The organism is Snodgrassella sp. W6238H11 (assembly GCF_016100525.1).
In the GTDB taxonomy this organism is placed as follows: Bacteria; Pseudomonadota; Gammaproteobacteria; order Burkholderiales; family Neisseriaceae; genus Snodgrassella; species Snodgrassella alvi.
Genome location: NZ_JACFSH010000002.1, coordinates 582,437 through 606,056, shown reverse-complemented (window position 1 = coordinate 606,056; position 23,620 = coordinate 582,437). Strand labels below are relative to the sequence as shown.

Sequence of the window (23,620 nt, the reverse complement as noted above, 5' to 3'; positions counted from 1 at the left end):
ATTGCCCGATACACAACCATGTCCCTGTTAACTCAATCATCAGCCTTGTTAAAGCAGTTCAAACAGAAAATAGCCGCCAAACCAAAACTTTGGTGTGGTATTGCCGTGGCAATCGTATTGCTTCTGATTATACTGGTTGTACTCATATCCGGCCGTAAACACAATTCAGATCGTTATCAGCCAAAGCATATAACACTCAAACTGGCTCCGGTTAACATTAAAACCCAGGCACCTGTACAGAATTTCTGGCGGGACGAAATCGTCCAGCCCGGTGATACAATTAACATGGTACTAAGCCGCTTTGGTATCAGTGCTGCTGAAATTCAGCGCATTACCAGTCTTAACATCATCAAAAATAAGGTACAGCATTTACAGGTCAATCAGGTTTTCAGTATACGCACGGATAACAATGGTCTCCTTACCGATATCCAGTTTTTTAATGATGATGATAATGGCGAAAAAAATCTGGTGGCACTGAAAAAAACCGGTAATAACTGGAATGCCGATATCAGCGCAGTGGATACTGAAACCCTGCCGACATTTAAAGCTGTTGTCGTTAAAACCTCTGCACGCGGAGCACTGGCACAAGCTGGTATTCCGGTAGAAATCAGAGAATCACTGCGTGAAATTTTCAAAGACAAAATTGATATTAACTCGCTGCAAAGTGGCGATACTATCCGCCTGATTTACGACAGCCTGTATTATCGCGGTCAGGAGCTGGCAACAGGTGATATACGCGCAGCAGAATTCAGCCACAATGGCAATATTTATCATGCCTATTATTACGATACCGGTAATGATGGTAACGGCCAGTACTATGATATAAACGGTAAACCTTTGCGCAAAGGGTTTTCCAGTGTCCCAGTCGATGGTGCACGGATTTCTTCCCCCTTTGGTACACGTTTTCATCCGATACTGCAAACTCTGCGCATGCACAGCGGTATCGATTATGCTGTTGCCAGCGGAACACCCATACATGCCCCATCGGATGGTACTGTAGAAAGCTTTGGTATCAAAGGGGGCTATGGCAATGCAGTTGTGCTGCGGCACAACGAAAGCATGCAAACCCTGTACGGACACATGAGTGCTTTTGCTAATCTGAGTGTTGGTCAGCATGTACAGGCTGGTGATATTATCGGATACGTAGGCAGTACCGGCGTTTCTACCGGCCCGCATCTGCATTACGAAGTCCGGATTAACGGACAGCCGGTAAATCCGACCAGCGTTGCCCTGCCGACCCGCACACTGAATGCACGTGAACTGGCTGACTTTAAAAAGAAACAGCATCACTGGGATAAGCAGTTATCCGGTTTTCGTAATCTGAATGTTACCATTGCCCAGCTGGATTAACTGATAGCGGTATCTGCTCTGGAACTCACCAAACTTTACGCATACAATACCCGTTTTGCTGAAACAGAATCCATCATGAAAATTGCCACCTGGAATGTGAACTCCCTCAATGTGCGCCTGCCGCATACGCTGCGCTGGCTCGAAGAAAACCAGCCGGATATACTGGCTTTGCAGGAACTGAAACTTGAGCAGGATAAATTCCCGGAAACTGATTTTACCCAAATTGGCTATCATGCAGCATGGAACGGGCAAAAAACCTATAATGGCGTTGCCATACTCAGCAGACAGCCTCTTGAGGACGTAACAGTTGATATCCACGAATTGAATGAACCGCAAAAACGTATTATTGCGGCAACGGTTAATGATGTCAGAATTATCTGTGCTTATTGCGTCAATGGTGAGGCTGTAGGCAGCGAAAAATTTGCCTATAAAGAGCGTTGGTTTGCGGCACTGAATAACTATATCAACACTGAGCTGACACAATATCCCAAAACCATATTGCTGGGCGATTTTAACATCGCACCACACGATACAGATGTTTATGACCCGGTAAAATGGCAGGACAAAGTATTGTGTTCAGCACAGGAACGCAGCTGGTTTCAGCAGTTGCTGAATCTGGGATTAACAGACAGTCTGTATTATCTTTACCCGGACAGCACAAACTATACATGGTGGGATTATCGTATGAATATGTTTAAACGCAAACTTGGTTTACGCATAGATCATATACTGATCAGCAATGCGTTATTGCCGGCTTTGCGTGAAGTACAGATAGACAGCAAAGCCCGCGGCTGGGAACGCCCCAGTGATCATGCACCGGTAATGGCTACTTTCGCCTGATGAACAGCACACCTTCTTTTCAATACTATATCGGCCTTATGTCAGGCACCAGCATGGATGGTATTGATGCCGTACTGGCCAAACTTTCCGGTACTCAATGGCTGGGTGTCTGTGCACATGCATTCGTCGCCTACCCGGAAACACTCAGGCAGCAGCTATTATCATTACAAATACCACAGCAGAACGAACTGGCACAGGCAGCCGTACTGGCACAGCAGCTGGCACACCTGAATGCGCAGGCTGTCAGTACAGTGCTCACTACAGCACAAACTGAAGCACGAGCCGTGACAGCACTGGGCTGTCACGGTCAGACCATACGTCATGTACCGGAACAGCATTACAGTATTCAGCTAATGGACTGGGCACTACTGGCCGAACTTACCGGTATCACAACAGTAGGTGATTTTCGCAGCCGCGATCTGGCTGCCGGTGGTCAGGGTGCGCCATTGGTACCGGCCTTCCATCAGGCAGTTTTTGCTGATGAAAAGCAATGCCGTGTGGTTCTGAATCTGGGCGGCATTGCCAATATCAGTGTTTTGCAACCACACCAGCAGGCATTCGGCTTTGATACCGGTCCGGCCAATATGCTGATGGATGCATGGGTACAGCAAAACTGGCAGCAGGAATTTGATTTTAACGGCACACTGGCCGCACAAGGCCGGACAATTGAGCCATTGCTGCAAGCCATGCTCAGCCATGCCTATTTCAGCCAGCCTTACCCCAAAAGCACCGGCCGTGATTTATTCAGTTTCGATTGGCTCAGCCAGTATCTTAACGGACAGGAAAATCCCGCAGATGTATTACGCACTCTGCTTGAACTAACCGCACACAGTGCAGTAAACGCCATTATAAATGCCGCACCTGATGCCGGCAGCGTATATGCATGTGGCGGCGGGGCGCAAAATCTGCTTCTGATGCAAACACTGGCACAGCAGCTTGATTTACACCGGATATCTCTATACAGCACCGATACTTTACAACTTCCGGCACAACTGGTTGAGGCTTCTGCCTTTGCCTGGCTGGCTGCATGCTGGTATCAGCGTCAGCCTGTAGCCACTCATCATGCTACGGGTGCTCATGGTGCACGTATACCCGGCTGCGGTTACTGGGTTTGATACTCCGCAAAAAACCGTTAAATCCTGTTACTAATATCAGATACAGAGCCTGACAGAACGTATAATAACCAGTTAATTTTTGATAAAAATACCAAATTAAGCTGCAACATTTATGGCCACAACACGAAAAAAAACTGCTCCGAGCAAGCAGTTACCGAAAAAACTCAAACCACAGGAAATCAGCAAACCCAGACAGCCATGGTTAATGAACCTCATTAATGATATTTTCTGGCTGCTGGCACTGATGATTACCCTGTTTGTCATACTGTCATTAGCCAGCTTTGATATGGCTGATCCGGCATGGTCACGCGGTATTGCACAAATTAATAAAACTCATAATCTGGCTGGTCTTACCGGAGCATGGCTGTCTGATATCGGCTACTACATTTTCGGTTTATCTGTCTGGTGGTTAATTATTGCTGCCATTATCGCCCTGTATAAAAGCTTTCGTCCGCTCAATGCACGCTCTCTTAACACCAGCGTTGACAGTAAACCCTACAGCAGCTGGCTGGCTCTGAGTGGTTTAGCTGTACTTCTGGTTTTCAGCCCTGCCCTGGAAAATCTGGTATTTACCAGTATGCTTGAGAATGCTCTGCCTATTGGTGCAGGAGGCTTAACCGGGCAGAGTTTCGGAAAACTATTACATCAGTTCTTCGGTATGACCGGCGGTCTGATTATCAGTATATTTATGATGCTGATCGGGCTGTCAATGTTATTGCAGGTATCGTGGTTAACCGTAATCGAAAAACTTGGTGCACAGTTTGAATGGTTCTGGTGCAAATTACTGCGCCGGCCGCAGCGGTTAATTACTGAATTTCCTAACAACAAAACCGTCCGGCGTGTAGTCAAACAGGCCAAAAATATTACAGCAAAAAATATCGAACCGCCCGAGCTTACCACCAGCAACCGTAAAACCGTGGCTGTACGTACAGAAGTACCCGTTGCACAGGATTTAACAGAACCGGCACCGGTATCTGAACCTATAGTAAAAAGTGATAATGGTCTGATTCATTTACCGGATACAGAATTACTCAGCAAACCCTCTGGTCAGCCTGCTGTAGTTAACAGCGAGCTTTTGCAGCAAACGGCTGCACACATCGAATCCCGATTGAAAGAATTCGGCGTTGAAGTAGAAGTAACTAGTGCCACTACCGGCCCGGTTATTACCCGCTATGAAATCGAGCCGGCACAGGGAGTGAAAGGCAGCCAGATAGTCAATCTTAATAAAGATCTGGCCCGCTCCCTTTCAGTACAAAGCGTGCGTGTTGTAGAAACCATCGCCGGTAAAACCACGATGGGTATTGAGCTGCCTAATGAAGAACGCCAAAACGTTCTGCTGTCAGAAATATTGGGTGCAAAAATCTTTCATGAAGCCGCTGATAAATTAACCATGGCTATGGGGAAAGATATTGCCGGTGCACCCGTGATTGCCAGCCTGGCGAAAATGCCGCATTTACTGGTTGCCGGTACTACCGGCTCTGGTAAATCTGTCGGTGTTAACTGCATGATTCTGTCGATTTTATACAAAGCACAGCCAGACGAAGTACGCTTTATCATGGTAGACCCAAAAATGCTGGAATTAAGCGTATACGACGGCATTCCGCATCTGCTTGCTCCAGTGGTTACCGATATGAAAGAAGCAGCTCAGGCACTCAACTGGTGTGTTACCGAAATGGAAAAACGTTACCGGCTGTTAGCGCATGTCGGAGTACGCAACATTACCGGCTTTAATGACAAAGTAGCAGCTGCCAAAGCAGCATCAACGCCACTGGTTAACCCATTCAGTACCAATCCGGACGATCCGGAACCACTGGATAAACTACCTTATATCGTGGTTGTTATTGATGAGCTGGCTGACCTGATGATGGTAGAAGGCAAAAAAGTAGAACAACAGATTGCCCGGCTGGCACAAAAAGCCCGTGCTGCCGGTATCCACTTGATACTGGCAACACAGCGCCCGAGTGTTGATGTGATTACCGGACTGATTAAAGCCAATATCCCCACCCGGCTTTCATTTCAGGTATCCAGCAAAATTGACAGCCGTACCATTCTGGATCAGATGGGCGCTGAAAACCTGCTGGGCAAAGGTGATATGTTGTTTTTACCGCCCGGTCAGGCAGAACCTACCCGTCTGCATGGTGCATTTGTCTCCGATGATGAAGTTCATGCCATCGTTAACTTCATTAAACAGCAGGCTCCTGCCCAATACGTAGAAGGCTTATTATCAGGAGAGGCTGCTCAGACCAATGTTAATCAGGTTAATCCGAACGCCAACAGTGACGAATTATTCGACCAGGCGGTAGCCTTTGTACTGGAAACCCGTAAAACATCTATTTCATCTTTACAACGCCATCTGCGCATTGGTTACAACCGTGCAGCAAATCTGATGGAAGCACTCGAAGCCGCAGGTATCGTTTCACCAGCCGAGCTGGGCGGCAGCCGGCGGATTCTGGCACACAAAGACAGCCTGTAAAGATTAATTACCCTTCTCTGTCCGCCAATAATTAAAGCCGCAATAAATATATTTTATTGCGGCTTTAACAGCTTTATAAATTCAGTTTAAGCTGCTTTTCTACAAGTATAAGCGAATCCGACTGCGCCAATCACAATCATCGGCAGACTGAGCCATTGCCCCATAGACATATGCATCGCCAGCAAACCAAGAAAGTCATCAGGTTCACGCGCAAACTCAACAATAAACCTGAATACACCGTAGCCAAGTAAAAACAGCATAGATGCCTGCCCCAGAGGACGAGGTTTTTTGGTAAACAGCCACATAATCACAAACAGCACAATTCCTTCAAGCATAAATTCATACAACTGTGAAGGATGGCGCGGCAGCATCTGAAATTTTTCCCATACCGGCAGCCATTTTTGCGGATCCTGCATCACCAGCGCAACATCATCATCATGCGCGTGCGGAAAACCCATCGCCCAGAAAGCATCAGCACTGGTAACACGCCCCCACAGCTCGCCGTTAATAAAATTACCGATACGGCCGCATGCCAGTCCGAGCGGTATCAGCGGCGCCACAAAATCGGCTACCGCCCAGAATTTAACCTTGTGTTTGCGGGCAAACAGCCACATAGCGACCAGTACTCCGATAAAGCCGCCATGAAACGACATACCACCCTGCCAGATTTTCAAAATATCCAGCGGATGACTGAAATAGTACGCAGACTGATAAAACAACACATAGCCCAGACGCCCGCCCAGTATCACGCCGAATACACCCCAGGTAAATAAATCTTCCAACAACTCATTGGTAAATATGGTCTGTCCGCTTTTAATCCGTCTGCGTCCCAGCCAGATAAACAAACAAAAACCAACAATATAACTTAATGCGTACCAGCGAATGGCCAGAGGACCCAGATGTATCAGTACTGGATCAAAATTCGGATGGATCATCATAAATTTAGCATTCCTCAGATATCCTGCTTATTTCATCAGTCACAACAGCCAGTCACCCTATTCTCGATAACAGCCGGAATGACCAGAAATACCACAACCAAAATAGCAGACAGTTTAACTCATATTAGCCATTCTATGCGCTACTTTCCGCATTCCATCCCTTGATAGCAATACCGAACAGATTGAAATAGAAAAATTATTCATTTGATTGATTCAGTATTTATTGACAGCCATTATTAAGCAGCCTAATATAAAATATGTATTTTATATACATATTAAATTATACAAAATTTTCGGGAGAACAATCATGCAACTTACTAGCAGACAAATCGAACTGGTTCAGTCTACTATTCCAACCCTAAAGGAACACGGTGTTGAACTAACCCGCTACTTTTACAACAGGATGCTCACCAATAACCCCGACCTGAAAGAAATATTTAACCTTGGCAACCAGCGCAATGATGCGCAACCACATGCACTGGCCAGTGCAGTACTGGCTTATGCTCAAAACATTACTAAATTACAGAACCTCGGCGATGCAGTTAGTCAGATCGCTCACCGGCATGTCAGTCTGGATATTCAGCCGGATCAGTATCCAATTGTTGGTACCAATCTGCTGCACTCCATCAGTGAAGTATTGAATGTCCCCATGGAAAGTGAACTGATAGAAGCATGGACTGCCGCTTATCAGCAACTGGCCGACATTCTTATTACCACAGAAGCAAATCTATATAAGAAACAAGATAAAACTGAAGGCGGCTGGAATGGCTGGAAAAAATTTAAAATAGTTGATAAGCAGATTGAAAGCAGCGAAATTACCTCTTTTTATCTGCAACCGGCAGACAACAGCCCGCTGCCGGAGTATAAGCCCGGTCAGTATATTTCCGTTCGGGTTATGGTACCTCAGCTAGGTATCCGGCAACCGCGTCAGTACTCACTTTCCGACAGCAATCACCCGAGCTATTTCCGCATCAGCGTCAAAAAAGAAATTGGTGACAAACAACATGCTGAAGGTTATGTGTCTACAACTCTGCATGAGCACTACCAGATCGGTGATGAACTGGAAGTAACCAACCCGACAGGTACTTTTATACTCCACCATCCGCATAAAAATACTGTTCTGATTAGCGCAGGTGTTGGTATCACACCCATGATTGCTATTCTGAATACCCTTGCCGCAGAAAAAAATCCGCATCAGCAAATCAGTTTTATTCATGCCTGCCGCAACAGTAATGTACTGGCGATGCACCAGCATATCACCGAATTGCAGCAAAGCATGCCTAACCTGCGCAGCTATCTGGCCTGTGAAAACCCGGGTAAAGAATTAGCGGCTGATAAAACTGGTCGTCTGAATTTATCCGAACTGGACAGCTCACTGCTGCCTGCTGATGCAGACTATTATATTTGCGGCCCGATAGAATTTATGCATGCACAATATCAGGCTCTGCGTGATTTACAAATACCACAAAACCAGATTTTCATGGAATTGTTCGGCACAGGCGGATTCAGCCAGCTGGCAGCATAATAACCATTTTGAAATTATTTAAACGAAATCTTTTCATGGCAGCTGAAAACAGGCAAAATTGACCTTCCATTAGTCTGACAGTCTGCCATGCAATTAAACCGTTTTACCGATTTAGGCCTACGCGTATTATTAGCTTTACAATACCTGCCTGAGAACAGACTTTCTACCGTAGAAAGTCTGGCCAGACAGCTCAGCGTATCTAAAAATCATCTGGTAAAAATTGTATATTTCATGGCACAGAGCGGCTGGATTGATTCCTTTAAGGGCAGAAAAGGCGGTATAAAACTGGCTGCCTCCAGCTATCAGCTTAAACTGGGTGATATTGTTCAGGCACTGGAGCTGGCCTCATCAGAGACCCCTCATTTAATAAACTGCCGGCAACCCCCATGCTCAATGGCAGAATTTTGCTATCTTCCCCGACTATTCAGCGAGGCGCAGCAAGCCTTTTATCATTCTCTGAACCGCTATACCCTCAGTCAGCTCAAAGCTCCGGCTGATAATCAGGCAATTATCAAATGGCTGGAGCAGCCAGAATAAATCAACCGAAAATACAAACTGACAAATTACTGCCTGAATAATTACATCGTGTCTTCGGTTTCAGATGAAGAATCATTAGCAGGCGCAGCAGATCCGTTAAGTAAACCCTCAACGGCAGGCGGTTGCGGAAGCAGCGTATTTAAAGCCAGTACAGAAGGATTCAAAACCGGATAATCACTGAAATCAATCTGATAACCACCATTATTGGTAGAATACAAACTTGCTTTGGCGCCCAGGGGAAAGGTAACCTTATCGGTAATATGTCCGAAAGGAAATCCGGTTAGTACCGGAACCTTTGTCAGCCTTGCCATCGTCTGAATCACAGAATTCAAAGTATAACTACTGTCATAGACATCACGAATCGAGCCCATACGGAAATTACCCAGAATAATTGCCTGCTGTCGTGCAAGTACTCCGCTCAGATACAATGTCTGAAGCATGCGTTCTATCCGGTATGGCTGTTCACCCACATCTTCAATAAACAAAATACCGCCATTCACCTGTGGCATAAATTGAGAGCCGGCGAGCGCAGACAACACACTCAGATTGCCTCCCCACAAAATACCCTCAGCCCGTATCTGATAATTCTGCATATCGGCAACTGTAACCGACATTTTCGGATTACAGCTGTTCTCAATAAAAGAACGGGTGGTAAATAAACTCATCTGTGGTTTGCCAAACTCGCTATACAGCATTGGTCCGGCAAAGCTGCACATTTTCCCCTGAGCCAGCAATGCCAGTTGCACAGCAGTAACATCACTGTAGCCATACAGTAATGTACCCTGCTCACGCATTCTTGCACCCAGAGAAGACCAGTTAACCAGAGGCAGAATACGCATCGCCCCGTATCCGCCACGCAGCCCCATCAGCACCTTCGGTACAGGTACCCGGCCGATAGCAACATCCTGCAAATCTGCAGCGCGCTCAGCATCACTGCCGGAAAAACGCTGATAGCGACGCATAAACGCCTGCTGATTACTCACGGCAAAACCGGCTATAGCCAGACGCTGGGCTGCCAGCTCACTCCGGCTGACACTTTCACCAAATCCGGAACAGGCAAAAATACGCATAGTATTAAGATTATTATTGGTTTGCACAGGTACTTTAGGTGTTGATGCTGTTTTGACGTCAGGCTTCGGATTGCTGCGACAAGCCTGCAACAGACCGGCACCTGCAAAAGCAGCTCCGGCACGCAGAAAATTACGACGGCTATTTTGTTGAGTATCCATAAAACTCACTTCCTGATCCGGCAGATGTCCGGACAAAAAATATACGGGCCATTGTAAAAGTAATTCATTCTGATTAACAACAGTCAGAACCGAAATTATTTATGCCGGTACAAACCGGCTAAGGATTACTATATCCCTGTTTACGAAGAATAGCAGCAAAAAAATAGCAAAAAGGCATGTCACAGCCATGCCTTTTCAGTACCAACCGGCAACCAGATTACTGCCGTGGCGGTATAGATTTGAGTAAATCCAGCAAAACAGACCAGCATTCAGCCACAGCTTTAATTTCTACCCGTTCTTTAGGAGAATGTGCTGCACATATTGTCGGTCCGAATGACACCATATCCAGATGAGGTGCTTTACCACTGAGAATCCCGCATTCCAGTCCGGCATGAATAATCTGCAACGGTGGCTGTTTACCATAGTGACGGGCAAAAATAGTGCTGGTTAGTTTCAGTAAAGGAGAGTCTGCATTCGGCGACCAGCCCGGATAATCTGCTGTTAACTCCAGATTCGCCCCGGCCATCCGCGCTAATGCAGCCAGACGTAAACTGAATTCATCTTTAGGTGTTTCCAGAAGCGAACGCATCAGACAATGTATCAGTAAACCATCGGTTCCGGTTTTCACTTCCCCCATATTAGAAGAAGTTTCCACAATCCCCTTAAACTGCTCACTCATGCGCATTACACCATTGGGCACAGCCAGCAGCAAATCAAGCGCTTTCTGAGTACTTTCCAAAGTAGCGGCCTGAGTCAGGTTCTCTGCCGATACAACTTCAATATCCAACTGTGTTTCTTCTGCCCATTCTGCAGCAATAACAGCAGCAATTGGTGCAACAGCTGCACGAGCTGTATCAGCGTCCAGACCAATCACAGCCTGAGCCTCACGTGTGATTACATTGCGCAGCTCGCCACCCTGCCATGAACCCAGAGCAAAAGGTATCTGTGCATACAGACCAGACAGCACTCGTGCCAGCAATACATTGGCATTGGCATGATTTTTATCAATATCCACGCCCGAATGACCACCGCGTAAACCGGACACCCGAACAGTACATGCAGACAGCTTACCGGCTTGCCAGTTCAGAGGTAAGGTCATACTGGCATCACGACCACCTGCACAACCAATAAAAATCTCACCCGCTTCTTCGGTATCAAGATTAATCAGATAGGGCATCTGCAACCAATCGGCACTTAGCGCTTCTGCTCCGCCCATACCGATTTCTTCTTCAACCGTAACAATCAGGGTTAATTCAGGATGCGCAATACCTTCACTGAATATTATTGCCAGCCCCATAGCCAGACCGATACCATTATCAGCACCGAGGGTCGTGTCATTAGCCCAAACCCAGCCATCTTTAATCTTGGTCTGCACCGGATCACGCTGAAAATCATGCTGCGAATCAGCACCTTTTTGTGCCACCATATCCATATGCGCCTGAATGGCTACCGGCACACAATTTTCCATACCTGGTGTGGCAGGTTTGCAAATACGCAAATTTCCCTTAGCATCAATATCTGTTTTCAGACCATGTTCTTGTGCTGCCTTAACCAGCATTTCCCGCACAGTCTGTTCATGAAATGTCGGACGCGGTACCGCACACAAACGCGCAAACCACTGCCATACCGGCTGCGGCTGTAATTGTTCAATTTCACTCATAACATTATCCAGTCACATATAAAACAAATCAGGCCACCATATGGCAGCCTGAACACAGTGTCAACTGACAAACTAAAACTTAACCCCTTTATGCAAAGCCACCACGCCAGCGGTTAAATTATGATAATTCACACTATCAAATCCTACATCCAGCATCATTTTTCTTAACGTTTCCTGATCAGGATGCATACGGATTGATTCTGCCAGATACTGATAGCTGTCTGCATCTTTAGCAATCAGCTTACCCATCAGCGGCAGCATCTTAAATGAATATAAATCATAAACCGGCTTGAGCGGCTTGAATACATGCGAAAATTCCAGCACCAGCAAAGTACCGCCGGGTTGTAAAACGCGATACATTTCAGCCAGTGCCACTTCTTTATGCGTCATATTACGCAAACCAAACGATACCGACACCAGATTAAAATAATTATCCGGAAAAGGCAGTTTTTCTGCATCACACAGCGCCACCGGCAATGCCAGCCCTTCATTAAGTAAACGATCCCGGCCCACTGTCAGCATAGAAGAATTAATATCAGTAAGCCAGACTTCACCGCTGCGTCCTACCCGTCTGGCCCAGCCGCGCGACAAATCACCTGAACCACCGGCAATATCCAGTACCTTATCGCCTTTACGTACCGGAGCTGTGGTAATGGTAAAGTGCTTCCAGATCCGGTGTAAACCGCCGGACATCACATCATTCATCACATCATAGTTTTTGGCCACCGAATGGAATACACCGGCAACACGACCCGCTTTTTCATCTTCATCAACAGTTTGATAACCAAAATGAGTTTTGTGATCGCTCATACCACACTTTCAGAATTAAATATTGCCCAAATAAACTTATCCGGCTGCCTGCATCCGAATAACCGCAAATCAGTCGGGGTCACGGCTGGCGCCGGCAAGAAGTAACTGCTTTTCATAACCAGCCCAGAGTTCTGCCTGACGAACAGCCAGATCATACAAATAATCCCAGTCGTACAACCCTGTATCATGTCCGTCTGAAAATGCAATACGCAAAGCATAATTACCAACCTGAGACAAAGCAGTAATCGTTACATCACGCTTACCTGTCTGTAATACTTCCTGCCCCGCCGCGTGACCGCGCACTTCAGCACTGGGTGAAAATACCCGCAGAAACTCAGCCTCAAGCTCATATGTTTTTGCTCCGTAAACCAGCCGTAATCTCTTCCGGTTCTGACTTAAGCGGATTTCAGCTGGCACCATATCCTGCATATAACTATTTTTTCCGTCACAAGACATTAACAAACTATACCTATTCTAACCTAATATACCATTTACTGCCCAATCAGATTAAATACATAAGCCGGCAGCAACAGTCGCAACAGACCCTTTGCAAGGCAAAGCTTAAAGAAGTATATTAATCCTGCTCAATAATCAGCGAAAGAATACACCATGCAAACAGCAGCCATCATTGAATATATTGTTAACTGGTTACGTGATTATGCCACTCAGGCAAAATGCAAAGGTTTTGTTGTAGGCGTTTCCGGCGGTATCGATTCTGCCGTAGTCTCAACTCTTGCTGCCAGAACAGGCTTGCCCACATTAGTACTGGAACTGCCTATTCATCAGAAAGTTAATCAGATAGCACGGGCACAGGAGCATATTCGTCAGCTGAAAAGCCGTTATAACAACATAGAAGAACACTGGGTAGACCTTACCCGCACCTTTGACTCATTTACCATGGCGGTAGACATTGGTGACAATAAAGATGAACAAACCCAGCTGGCACTGGCCAATGCACGCAGCCGCCTGCGTATGATTGCACTATATTACTACGCTCAGGAACGCGGCCTGCTTGTGGTCGGAACCGGTAATAAAGTAGAAGATTTCGGCGTCGGGTTCTTTACCAAATACGGCGATGGCGGCGTAGATCTCAGCCCGATTGCCGATCTGCTCAAAAGTCAGGTATATACACTGGCTGAAGAGCTGAACATAGATCAGAATATTATTGATGCTCCGCCTACGGATGGATTATGGGATGCCGATAAAACCGATGAAGAACAGATTGGTGCAACCTATCCTGAGCTCGAATGGGCTATGAGTGTCTACGATACCCATAAAATAGACGATTTTACTGGCCGCGAGCGCGAAGTATTTGCTATTTATGAACGTTATCATCGTGCCATGCAGCATAAAATCAACCCGATTCCAGTATGCAAGATTCCGGACGAATTACTTAAATAATAGAAAAAAAACCAGATTGCAAAATCTGGTTTTTTATTCGTTAATCTTCAAACTGCAACCATAATTACATTATCAAATCAGATTATTATTTTCTAATAATAATTAGCCAAAACCAGACGCACAATGTCCGGTTTATACACATTAAAATATTAATTATGGCTGAATAAAGCACAAATATGCGGCACTACTGCATCAACGGCCAGCTCAGTAGCTTCAGTATCCCTGCGTGCCTGATACTCTACTTTACCTGCTTTCAGACCACGGTCACCAATCACAATCCGGTGCGGAATACCAATCAGCTCAGAATCATGCAGTAATACACCGGAACGTTCATCACGATCGTCCAGCAGTACATCTATTCCGGCCTGCTGCAATTGCGCATACAAATTATCTGCGGCAGCTTTTACATCAGCTGACTTTTTATAATTCATCGGCACAATCACCACCGTAAACGGTGCCATAGCTTCTGTCCAGATAATACCGCGTTCATCATTATTCTGTTCAATTGCCGCAGCAATCACACGCGTAATCCCGATACCATAACACCCCATTTCCAGCACAACATTTTTACCGTTCTGATCCAGAACAGTAGCCTGCATAGCCTCAGAATACTTAGTCCGTAACTGGAATACATGGCCAACCTCAATTCCGCGAGCCAGCTTCAGACTTCCGGTTCCGCACGGACTAGGATCACCGGCGATTACTTCACGTAAATCAGCAAATTCCGGTTCTGCTGCATCACGGCCAAAATTAAAGCCTGTGTAATGATGATCGTCTTCATTAGCACCAATTACCCAGTCTGCAGATTTTGCAGTAGCAAAATCGGCGTATACCTTACCCTTAAAGCCCACAGGACCAAGCGAACCACCATGTGCGCCATTGAAAGCAGCTTCAATAGCTGCCACAGAAGCCATAGTTAACGGTGCTTTTACCCCTGCCAGCTTCTCAGCCTTAATTTCATTCAAATGATGATCTCCGCGAACCAGCAGCAATACTACCGTCCCCTCTTCTTCACCCTCAACAACCAGCGATTTCAGAGTCTGCTCAACCGGAATATTTAAAAATGCCACTAAATCTTCAATACTGCGTACATTCGGCGTATGAACTTTGCTTAAAGCCTGCCCTGCACTCCGGCGTTCTCCTGATAATGGCAAAGTAGCAGCCAGCTCAACATTAGCTGCATAATCAGATGTATCACTATAGGCAATAACATCCTCACCACTTTCCGCCAGAACCTGAAACTCATGCGAACCCGTTCCGCCAATACTGCCGGTATCTGCTGCCACAGGACGATAATCCAGTCCCAGCCGGTCAAAAACGCGGCAATAGGCATCAAACATATCCCGATAAGTCTGTTGCAATGATTCAAATGAAGTATGGAATGAATAAGCATCTTTCATAACAAACTCACGGGCACGCATTACCCCGAACCGTGGTCGTACCTCATCCCTGAATTTAGTCTGAATATGATAAAAATTCAGTGGCAGCTGCTTGTAGCTGCGAATTTCACTGCGCACAATATCCGTAATTACCTCCTCACAAGTCGGCCCCATACAGAACTCACGTTCGTGACGATCAGTAATACGCAATAATTCCTTACCATAAAATGCCCAGCGGCCGCTTTCCTGCCACAATTCAGCCGGCTGAACTACCGGCATCAGCAATTCAATCGAACCGGCACGATTCATCTCTTCCCGCACAATATGTTCAACCTTGCGCAGTACCCGTAACCCCATCGGCATCCATGTATACAATCCGCTGGCCAGACGCCGGATCATCCCGGTACGCAGCATAAGCTTATGGCTGGCCAACTCCGCTTCGGCCGGAGCCTCTTTTAATGTTGAAATATAAAACTGACTGGCTTTCATATATATCTCCAAAAACAGCCGCCATTGTACCAGCCTCCGCGCAGTAAAAAAGCCAATATCTTGTACCTGAATAAACAAAATCAGCTTTAAATAATTACCCTGAGTAAAAACCGGCAGACGTGATATGATAAGTCTTATTTATCTGAATCCGTGCACCATGAAATATCTGCTTGTATACAGCAGCCGTTTTGGCTATACCCTTAAAATTGCCCAGACACTTGAAGCGCAATGGACTGCTGCCGGTATCACGGTTGATATGGTTAATCTGGCAGATGAGCCGTTTATTCAGCAGGGAGAATACGATAAAATTATTATTGGTGCCTCTATCCGGTACGGACACTACGCTTCTCAGCTGGCACCCTGGATAGAACGCCATCAGCAAATCCTCAACAACACCCCAAGTGCCTTTTTCAGCGTCAGCATACTGGCAAACAAACCTCATCGCAGTACACCGCAAACACATACCTACACACGTAAATTTTTCACCAAAAGCCCATGGCGCCCTCAGTTAATTGGAATTTTTGCCGGAGAGCTGCACTATGCCAAATATAACCTGCTCGACCGCTACATGATGCGTCTGGTTATGAAACTGAACAAAGGCGAAACCCGTCTGGATGCCCATATTGAATATACCGACTGGCAAAAGGTACGGAATTTCGGTGAAGAAGTACTCAAGTTATAAAATATTACATTAGCATTATCCACAAAATTGATATTCGTTTCGATCAGCTTAACACTCATATTCTTATAAGTATTTATATAAATACTAATATTTGCTTTATCTAAATCTAATCTTTTAATTAAAAGACTATAAATAATGGATTATAAAAATCTCAGTATTATGAAATTTAAATTTAATACTGATTACTAATTCACTATTTTTAATAATATCATTTTATATATATAAAATTTAATTTTAAATTATTTTCATGTAAAAAATCTCAAATAAATATTTTTTAGAACTTAATATTTAATCGGTATCATTTAGACAATTGAATTATATTTATACGTTCTGACATTATATTGATTTTATATTTAAATATTTTTAATGTATTAAAAATATTTTACCTAAATGTTTTAAAGTAAATTTCCTTATATTTAGATATAGTAACAGTAGAAAATTTAAAAACAAAATTCATAAATATATAAATCAACCTATCTTTTTATGGTTATCAATACTCAATTAAATATGAACCTGAAACAATATCAAAGTAAATAAAAATACAACAGTTTTAAACAGATACAGACAAAATATAAATCAAAATATATAATTATAAATTAATAAACTTTAATATATAAATATTATAGTTTATTATCTACCGCAACAAATTAGTAAATTATTAATATTTATATTTAAAAAAACATATTATTTGAATTATAAAATATTTACATACAAATAATTTTAATATTTATTTTTGAAAACCTATAAGGATCTAGAAATGATTAAAACTGTTAAAAAAATACAAACCGGGAGCGACTGGACAAAAGATCGCTATGTTTTCCAGCCGGGTCATGGACAGAGCATCATACAAGATAAAGGTAATGAATATGATGTATCTCAGTACAATGATCTTATTTTTCAGCAGGCTAAAGCAGCTAATGCTATTTTCACTCGTTCCGGTAATGATCTGGTAATCAAAGCATATGGTGCAACAGATGCTGTTATCCTGCCGGATTATTTTAACACTGATAATGCTGATAGCCGTGCTTTCAATTTTATCTTTGCCGATAAAGTTTTATATCGCAATGATATCGCAGCGATGACATTCACACTGGATGGCACTAATGGTGATGATGTCCTGCATGGGTGGGATAGTAACGATATTATTAATGGCGGAGCTGGTAATGATATTCTGTATGGCGGAAACGGCGACGATACTCTTAACGGAGGTACCGGTAACGACAAACTATATGGCGGCAATGGTAACGATATTCTTAATGGCGGCGATGGCGACGACTATATCGTTGGCGAACATGGTGATAATGTACTTATAGGCGGCAACGGTAATGATATTCTGCTTGGCAGTGATGATGGCTATGATGTCCTGATTGGCGGGACTGGTAATGATGTTCTGGCTGGTGGTGAAGGTAAAGACCTTTATATCTTTCAGACAGGCCACGGTAATGACATTATCTACGATAAAAGCTCGTCCTCTGATAGTAATAGTTATAATGATGTTAAGTTTGAAAAAGCCTTTGCTGCAGATGCCAGATTCAGCCGTTCTGGAAACGATTTAGTCATACAGGCTTATGGCAATAATGATTCAGTTACTCTTAGCGATTTCTTTATCACTCATAACTCATATACACGTTCATTTAATTTTATCTTTGAAGATAAAACATTAACTGCAGTCGATATTGCAAAAATGACATTTATCATAAATGGTACTGACGGTGATGATGAACTGCAGGGATGGGACAGCAACGATATCATTAATGGCGGACTGGGTAATGACAGGCTGTACGGCGGATATGGAAATGATATTCTTAACGGCGGCGATGGAAATGACTTTCTTAGCGGTGATAATGGTAATGACTATTTAGATGGCGGAAACGGTGACGATTATATCGATGGCGGAGATGGAAATGACATTCTTATCGGCGGTAATGGTAACGATACGCTGATTGGCAATACCGGATATGACATTCTTGACGGTGGTACAGGTAATGATATTCTAAATGGCGGTGATTGGGAAAAAGATCGTTATATTTTTCAGTCAGGACACGGTCAGGACATTATTAATGATAAAGGTTATGAAGACAGAAATCATGAAAAGTACAACGATGTTGTATTTGAAAATGCGTTCATCAAAGATGCCATTTTCAGCCGTTCAGGAAATAATTTAATTATCAGAGCTTATGGTAATCAGGATTCGGTTACTCTTACAGACTTCTTTAAACCAGATAGTACAGACACACGCGCTTTTAACTTTATCTTTGCGGATATCACTCTTCCGGCGGAAGCAATTGCCCAGATGACATTGGTTCTGAATGGTACTGATGGTAATGATGTACTACATGGCTGGGATAGTAACGATATTATTAATGGCGGGCTGGGTGATGATATTCTGTATGGCGGTAACGGCGACGATATACTCAACGGCGAAGCCGGCAATGACAAGCTATACGGCGGCAATGGTAACGATATTCTTAATGGCGGCGACGGTGACGATTACCTGGAAGACACCCAGGGAGATAATATTTTTATTGGCGGCAATGGTAACGATATCCTGCTGGGAGGAGACGGCTACGATGTTATGATTGGTGGTACTGGTAATGATGTTATGGCTGGCGGTGAAGGAAAAGACCTCTATATCTTTCAGACAGGTCACGGTAATGACATTATCAATGATAAAAGCTTATCTTCCGATTGCAATAACTATAATGATGTTAAATTTGAAAAAGCTTTTGCTGCTGATGCCAGATTCAGCCGTTCAGGAAACAATTTAGTCATACAGGCTTATGGCAATAATGATTCAGTTACTCTTACTGATTTCTTCATCTCCGGTTATGCAAATACACGTGCATTTAATTTTATCTTTGAAGATAAAACAATAACTGCAATTGATATTGCAAAAATGACATTTGTACTAGAGGGTACTGATAATGATGATGTACTTACCGGCTGGGACAGTAATGATATTATCAATGGTAAAAAAGGAAATGATATTCTTTATGGCGGTAAGGGCAACGATTACATTTATGGAGGACAGGGTAACGATACCCTTTATGGTGAAGAAGGTAATGATTCACTTTTTGGAGAAGAAGGTTACGATATACTGAATGGCGGTGCCGGCGATGATTATCTTTTCGGCGGTAACTTTGAAAAAGATTTATATGTTTTCAACGCTAATCATGGCAGAGATGTTGTTGAAGATATAGCAATAAACCGACAACAAGGCGATATTCTTGCCTTCAAAGACTATAGCAGCAGAGAATTATGGTTTAGTCAAAACGGAAATGATTTAATTATCAGTCATATCGGTACTTCTGATCAGGTTACTGTAAAAAGCTGGTTTGTTTCTGAATATAACCGTCAGTATAGTATAACCACTGCTGATGGTAAGGAAATTTATGCTTCACAAGTTGAACAGTTAGTAAATGCCATGTCGAGTTTTACTGCGAGTACTCATGATATTGCCACGACAGATAATCAAAAAATGCAATTTAATCAGCAGGCAATTATTTCTTCATATTGGGGAAATTAATTTATAAATAGTTATTTATTTATAATATCTGCTTCTCAAGGAATCCATCTTACGGATTCCTTTTTCATTATTAGTTGATATCTGATTTTATATTTTTTATGAAATATTAAAGTATTTATTTAAATAAATAAAATGTTATACAAAAACAGGCTTTGTAATCATACAAAGCCTGTTTTAAAAGTCTTAAGAATATCTCACAGTTATTTCACTGTTTCGAATTCATTTCTTTACACATGCATCCCTGTTAAACGGGCAGTATCCTGAGCAATCATCAGCTCTTCATTAGTCGGAATAACCAAAACTGCTGCTTTACTGTCTTTTGTGCTAATTACTCCCGGTGTACCGAAGCAGGCTTCCATATTGGCATCATGATCCAGAATCATGCCAAATACATTCAGATAATTAACTACTTTTTCGCGCATTGTAGTTGAGTTTTCACCAATACCACCGGTAAATACCAATGCATCCAGATTGCCGCAGGCAACCATCATACCGCCCACATATTTAGCCAGACGGTAGGCAAATACATCCAGAGCCAGCTCGGCACCTTTGTGTCCGTTGGCAGCAGCTTCTTCCAGCATACGGCAATCGTTGGAAAGATTGGATAAACCCAGCATACCGCTTTCTTTGTTCAGCATTTCGGTAATTTCATCAATGCTCATTTTGGCATTCGCGGCCAGGAAAGAGAAAATACTCGGATCGATATCGCCGCAACGGGTACCCATAACCAGACCTTCCAACGGGGTCAGCCCCATGCTGGTATCCTGTGAACGACCGTTTTTAACAGCGGTAATAGAGGCACCATTACCCAGATGAGCAATCACCATGCTCATTTCATTAATATCACGGCGCAAAAATGCTGCGGTTTCCTGAGCAACATAACGGTAGCTGGTACCATGCGCACCATAACGGCGTACACCGTAACGGGTATACAGTGTTGACGGAATAGCATAATGATAAGCATGCGGTGGCATAGTCTGATGGAATGCTGTATCAAATACTGCTACCTGCGGCAGCTCAGGAAACGCCTGCTGTGCTGCCTGAATGCCCAGAATATGAGCAGGATTATGCAACGGAGCCAGTACAATACAGGCTTCAATATCACGCATTACTTCAGGAGTAATCACTGTAGACTGGGTAAATCGTTCGCCGCCATGTACGACACGATGGCCGATAGCTTTGACACGGTCATATAAGCCCAGATCTTTTAACTGTTCCAGCAAAGCCATTACAGCTGCGACGTGATCATGATTGCCGGTTAAAGCGTGTTTATGTTTTTCACCATTGATTTTAAAGGTGATGAAAGCATCAGTATTACCTACTTTTTCAGCCAGACAGCTCATTAAAACTTCTTTTTCGGCTAAATCCATTACTGCGGCTTTTACTGAAGAACTGCCACAGTTAAGTACCAATACTAAATCCTGCTCACTCATGTTGTTGTCCTGTTATATCGTGATTATTAAATTCAAAATGAATAATTAATTTTATTCAGCGGGCAAACAGCGTGCGTGCACCTGTAAAACGCTGGCTAAAATAGAGCTGGTCCAGTCTGGCCGTGCGAATAACACCGCTGCTGGAAGGCGCATGAATAAATTCACCGTTGCCAATATACAGCCCCATATGTGAATAAGCCTGTCCCGAAGTGTTGAAAAACACCAAATCCCCAACCTGCAAATCTTTTGTGCGGATCGGGGCGGAAACAGCTGCTATATCACGTGCGGTACGAGGCAGATTTACCTGCAATGCCTGCTGGTAAACATATTGCACCATACCACTGCAATCAAATCCGCTACCCCGGCTACTGCCGCCATAACGGTAGGGTGTACCTATCAGACTCATGCTATGCAACAGCAATTCCTGACTCCCTGCCTGATGACTGACTTTAGTAATTCGAATAGGAGCCAGACGGGGTTGAGTACCAGACTGAACTATTTTTCGACTACTGCTTCTGCAAGCAGAAAGAAATAAAACAAGCGCACCTAAAACAGCACGCCGCTGTGCATTACATGTAACCATTAGTTATTTGCCCTGTTGTGATTACCTGAATCATGCTTACTCAGTGAATATAACATGAGTTGGTAATAATTGCTCTAAGCATTAAGGCTTAAATGACAATCATTACATTAACTAACCTTGTCGTACAAATCATACAAATTTTACCATTTTGAGAAAGCCATATCGCTCTGAGAAGTTTTAATCTCTTGACAGTGTCCTTGCGCAAGAATAGAGTAGAAGCACTAATTGATAAAAGCCAGCTGAATTAAAATGCTTTCCAACGTTTTTTACTGTAATTACAGGCTTTTATTCGAAGCAATACTTTAAAGCATCGCTTACTAAACAAAATACAGGAAGCAATATGCAGGAATTTGCACCACTAGTTATTCGCAATCATCATCTCATTCCGATTGTTCAGGGCGGTATGGGCGTAGGTGTTTCCGCCTCAAGTCTGGCCAGTGCAGTAGCACGAGAAAATGGAGTAGGAACGATTGCCAGCGTGGATTTACGTCATTTGCATCCCGATTTACTTGAGCAGTCCAAAGAAAATCCTACACAGGAAAAATACGATACCTTAAACAGGATTGCACTTGATCGTGAAATCAAATCCGCACTTGCCCAGTCTGAAGGACGCGGAATGATCGCCGTTAATGTAATGAAAGCGGTTAAAGACCATCATGCTATGGTACAGCAGGCTTGTGAATCCGGTGCACATGCAATTGTAATGGGAGCCGGTCTGCCGCTGGACTTGCCGGATATGACTGAAAATTTTCCTGATGTTGCTTTACTGCCTATTTTGTCGGAATCACGCGGTATTGGTATTGTGCTTAAACGCTGGATGAAAAAGAACCGTCTGCCTGATGCAATTGTAATCGAACATCCCGCCCATGCTGCCGGGCATCTTGGTGCAGCTACTGTTGCCGGTGTTAATGATGAACGTTTTGAATTTAAACGGGTACTGACTGAAACATTCGAATTATTTAAAAAACTTGATCTGGAACGGGAAAAAATTCCTTTGATCATTGCTGGCGGGATGGCTAATTTTCAGAAAATCACTGTAGCCTTACAAGAATGGGGGGCAGCTGCTGTACAAATTGGTACAGCATTTGCTGTGACTCAGGAAGGTGATGCACATATCAATTTCAAAAAAACTCTCGCCGGTGCCGAAGGCGAACAAATTGTAGAATTCATGTCGGTAGCCGGCTTGCCGGCACGTGGCGTTAAAACTAAATTTCTGGATAGCTATCTGAAACGTGAAAGCGTATTACAGGCTAATGCCAAAGCAGACCCGCGGCGCTGTACGCAGGGGATTAACTGTTTGTCCGTTTGCGGCTTACGTGATGGTCTGGAAAAAGTCGGACAATTCTGTATTGATCTGAAACTTGCTGCAGCCTGGCGCGGAGAAACTGACAAAGGTTTATTTTTCCGTGGTAAAGATCCACTGCCATTCGGTTCAGCGATGCGCACTGTTAAAGAAACCATTGAATATTTACTGACCGGCGAAATTCAGGCTGTCCAGAAATCTGCCTGAAATTGCTGAATAATCTTATAAGCCACATGCATGCATGTGGCTTTTTATTTGTCTGTAACCGGTATTTTCTGGAGCTAAAGATGAATACTTACTGCCGCAGTAATTTGATTGGTGGTAGTATCAAAGCATTTACAATAATT

At 43.9% G+C, this 23,620-nt stretch carries 18 protein-coding genes; 10 read left to right on the top strand and 8 right to left on the bottom strand.

Going from position 1 to position 23,620, the window contains the following annotated elements; all coding sequences use genetic code 11:
- Window positions 1-18: 18 nt before the first annotated feature.
- From H3V00_RS06115 to H3V00_RS06100, 4 genes are all read left to right on the top strand, one after another.
- On the top strand, window positions 19-1,350 hold the full coding sequence (locus H3V00_RS06115) for a M23 family metallopeptidase (protein ID WP_198206793.1): 1,332 nt from the start codon (window positions 19-21) through the stop codon (window positions 1,348-1,350).
- Between the two features lie 75 nt (window positions 1,351-1,425).
- Window positions 1,426-2,190 carry an exodeoxyribonuclease III gene (xth, locus tag H3V00_RS06110; RefSeq protein WP_174830268.1) on the top strand — a complete coding sequence of 255 codons (765 nt, stop codon included), beginning with the start codon at window positions 1,426-1,428 and terminating at the stop codon, window positions 2,188-2,190.
- Window positions 2,190-3,305, top strand: coding sequence for an anhydro-N-acetylmuramic acid kinase (locus H3V00_RS06105; protein WP_174830270.1), 1,116 nt, complete (start codon window positions 2,190-2,192; stop codon window positions 3,303-3,305). Before xth ends, H3V00_RS06105 begins: the two co-directional genes overlap by 1 nt.
- A gap of 112 nt (window positions 3,306-3,417) precedes the next feature.
- Complete coding sequence (locus tag H3V00_RS06100) at window positions 3,418-5,778, top strand: DNA translocase FtsK (RefSeq protein ID WP_084586327.1); 2,361 nt, start codon at window positions 3,418-3,420, stop codon at window positions 5,776-5,778.
- Window positions 5,779-5,864: 86 nt separating this feature from the next.
- Here H3V00_RS06100 and lgt read toward each other — a convergent pair whose 3' ends face one another.
- Window positions 5,865-6,716 (bottom strand): prolipoprotein diacylglyceryl transferase, encoded by an 852-nt coding sequence (gene lgt, locus H3V00_RS06095; RefSeq protein ID WP_198206794.1) that lies wholly within the window; start codon window positions 6,714-6,716, stop codon window positions 5,865-5,867.
- A gap of 307 nt (window positions 6,717-7,023) precedes the next feature.
- On the opposite strand from lgt, the gene hmpA reads away from it, so the two are divergent.
- Both hmpA and H3V00_RS06085 read left to right on the top strand, forming a co-directional pair.
- Window positions 7,024-8,241, top strand: a complete 1,218-nt coding sequence (gene hmpA, locus H3V00_RS06090; protein ID WP_198206795.1) for an NO-inducible flavohemoprotein — start codon at window positions 7,024-7,026, stop codon at window positions 8,239-8,241.
- 87 nt (window positions 8,242-8,328) lie between these two features.
- Window positions 8,329-8,778 carry an Rrf2 family transcriptional regulator gene (locus H3V00_RS06085; protein ID WP_198206796.1) on the top strand — a complete coding sequence of 150 codons (450 nt, stop codon included), beginning with the start codon at window positions 8,329-8,331 and terminating at the stop codon, window positions 8,776-8,778.
- Between the two features lie 41 nt (window positions 8,779-8,819).
- On the opposite strand, the gene H3V00_RS06080 is transcribed toward H3V00_RS06085, so the two are convergent.
- The 4 genes from H3V00_RS06080 to H3V00_RS06065 form a co-directional block, all read right to left on the bottom strand.
- The gene (locus tag H3V00_RS06080; protein WP_198206797.1) at window positions 8,820-10,007 is read right to left on the bottom strand and encodes an LD-carboxypeptidase; all 1,188 of its coding nucleotides are present in this window, start codon (window positions 10,005-10,007) and stop codon (window positions 8,820-8,822) included.
- Window positions 10,008-10,224: 217 nt separating this feature from the next.
- On the bottom strand, window positions 10,225-11,667 hold the full coding sequence (locus H3V00_RS06075; protein ID WP_198206798.1) for an aminoacyl-histidine dipeptidase: 1,443 nt from the start codon (window positions 11,665-11,667) through the stop codon (window positions 10,225-10,227).
- Window positions 11,668-11,739: 72 nt separating this feature from the next.
- Window positions 11,740-12,477, bottom strand: coding sequence for a bifunctional demethylmenaquinone methyltransferase/2-methoxy-6-polyprenyl-1,4-benzoquinol methylase UbiE (ubiE, locus tag H3V00_RS06070; protein WP_025330921.1), 738 nt, complete (start codon window positions 12,475-12,477; stop codon window positions 11,740-11,742).
- A gap of 69 nt (window positions 12,478-12,546) precedes the next feature.
- Window positions 12,547-12,933 carry a gamma-butyrobetaine hydroxylase-like domain-containing protein gene (locus H3V00_RS06065; protein WP_232335922.1) on the bottom strand — a complete coding sequence of 129 codons (387 nt, stop codon included), beginning with the start codon at window positions 12,931-12,933 and terminating at the stop codon, window positions 12,547-12,549.
- 153 nt (window positions 12,934-13,086) lie between these two features.
- Here H3V00_RS06065 and nadE point away from each other — a divergent pair, with 153 nt between their 5' ends.
- Entirely contained in the window at window positions 13,087-13,878 is a 792-nt protein-coding gene (gene nadE / locus H3V00_RS06060) for an NAD(+) synthase (RefSeq protein WP_025330923.1), read from the top strand.
- A 149-nt stretch (window positions 13,879-14,027) separates the two neighbouring features.
- On the opposite strand, the gene H3V00_RS06055 is transcribed toward nadE, so the two are convergent.
- Window positions 14,028-15,746: a proline--tRNA ligase gene (locus H3V00_RS06055; protein WP_198186160.1), complete on the bottom strand. Its 1,719-nt coding sequence runs from the start codon at window positions 15,744-15,746 to the stop codon at window positions 14,028-14,030.
- Window positions 15,747-15,870: 124 nt separating this feature from the next.
- Between H3V00_RS06055 and hemG the strand changes: the two genes are divergently transcribed.
- A complete protein-coding gene (gene hemG / locus H3V00_RS06050; protein ID WP_198206799.1) occupies window positions 15,871-16,428 on the top strand; it encodes a menaquinone-dependent protoporphyrinogen IX dehydrogenase in 558 nt (185 codons plus the stop codon).
- 757 nt (window positions 16,429-17,185) lie between these two features.
- Window positions 17,186-19,954, top strand: a complete 2,769-nt coding sequence (locus tag H3V00_RS06045; RefSeq protein ID WP_198206800.1) for a calcium-binding protein — start codon at window positions 17,186-17,188, stop codon at window positions 19,952-19,954.
- Window positions 19,955-20,181: 227 nt separating this feature from the next.
- Here the strand turns inward: H3V00_RS06045 and H3V00_RS06040 are convergent, their stop codons facing one another.
- Both H3V00_RS06040 and H3V00_RS06035 read right to left on the bottom strand, forming a co-directional pair.
- On the bottom strand, window positions 20,182-21,387 hold the full coding sequence (locus H3V00_RS06040) for an acetate kinase (RefSeq protein WP_078474396.1): 1,206 nt from the start codon (window positions 21,385-21,387) through the stop codon (window positions 20,182-20,184).
- 55 nt (window positions 21,388-21,442) lie between these two features.
- Entirely contained in the window at window positions 21,443-21,970 is a 528-nt protein-coding gene (locus tag H3V00_RS06035; RefSeq protein WP_198206801.1) for a C40 family peptidase, read from the bottom strand.
- Window positions 21,971-22,310: 340 nt separating this feature from the next.
- On the opposite strand from H3V00_RS06035, the gene H3V00_RS06030 reads away from it, so the two are divergent.
- Window positions 22,311-23,480: a nitronate monooxygenase family protein gene (locus H3V00_RS06030; protein ID WP_025330929.1), complete on the top strand. Its 1,170-nt coding sequence runs from the start codon at window positions 22,311-22,313 to the stop codon at window positions 23,478-23,480.
- Window positions 23,481-23,620: the final 140 nt, after the last annotated feature.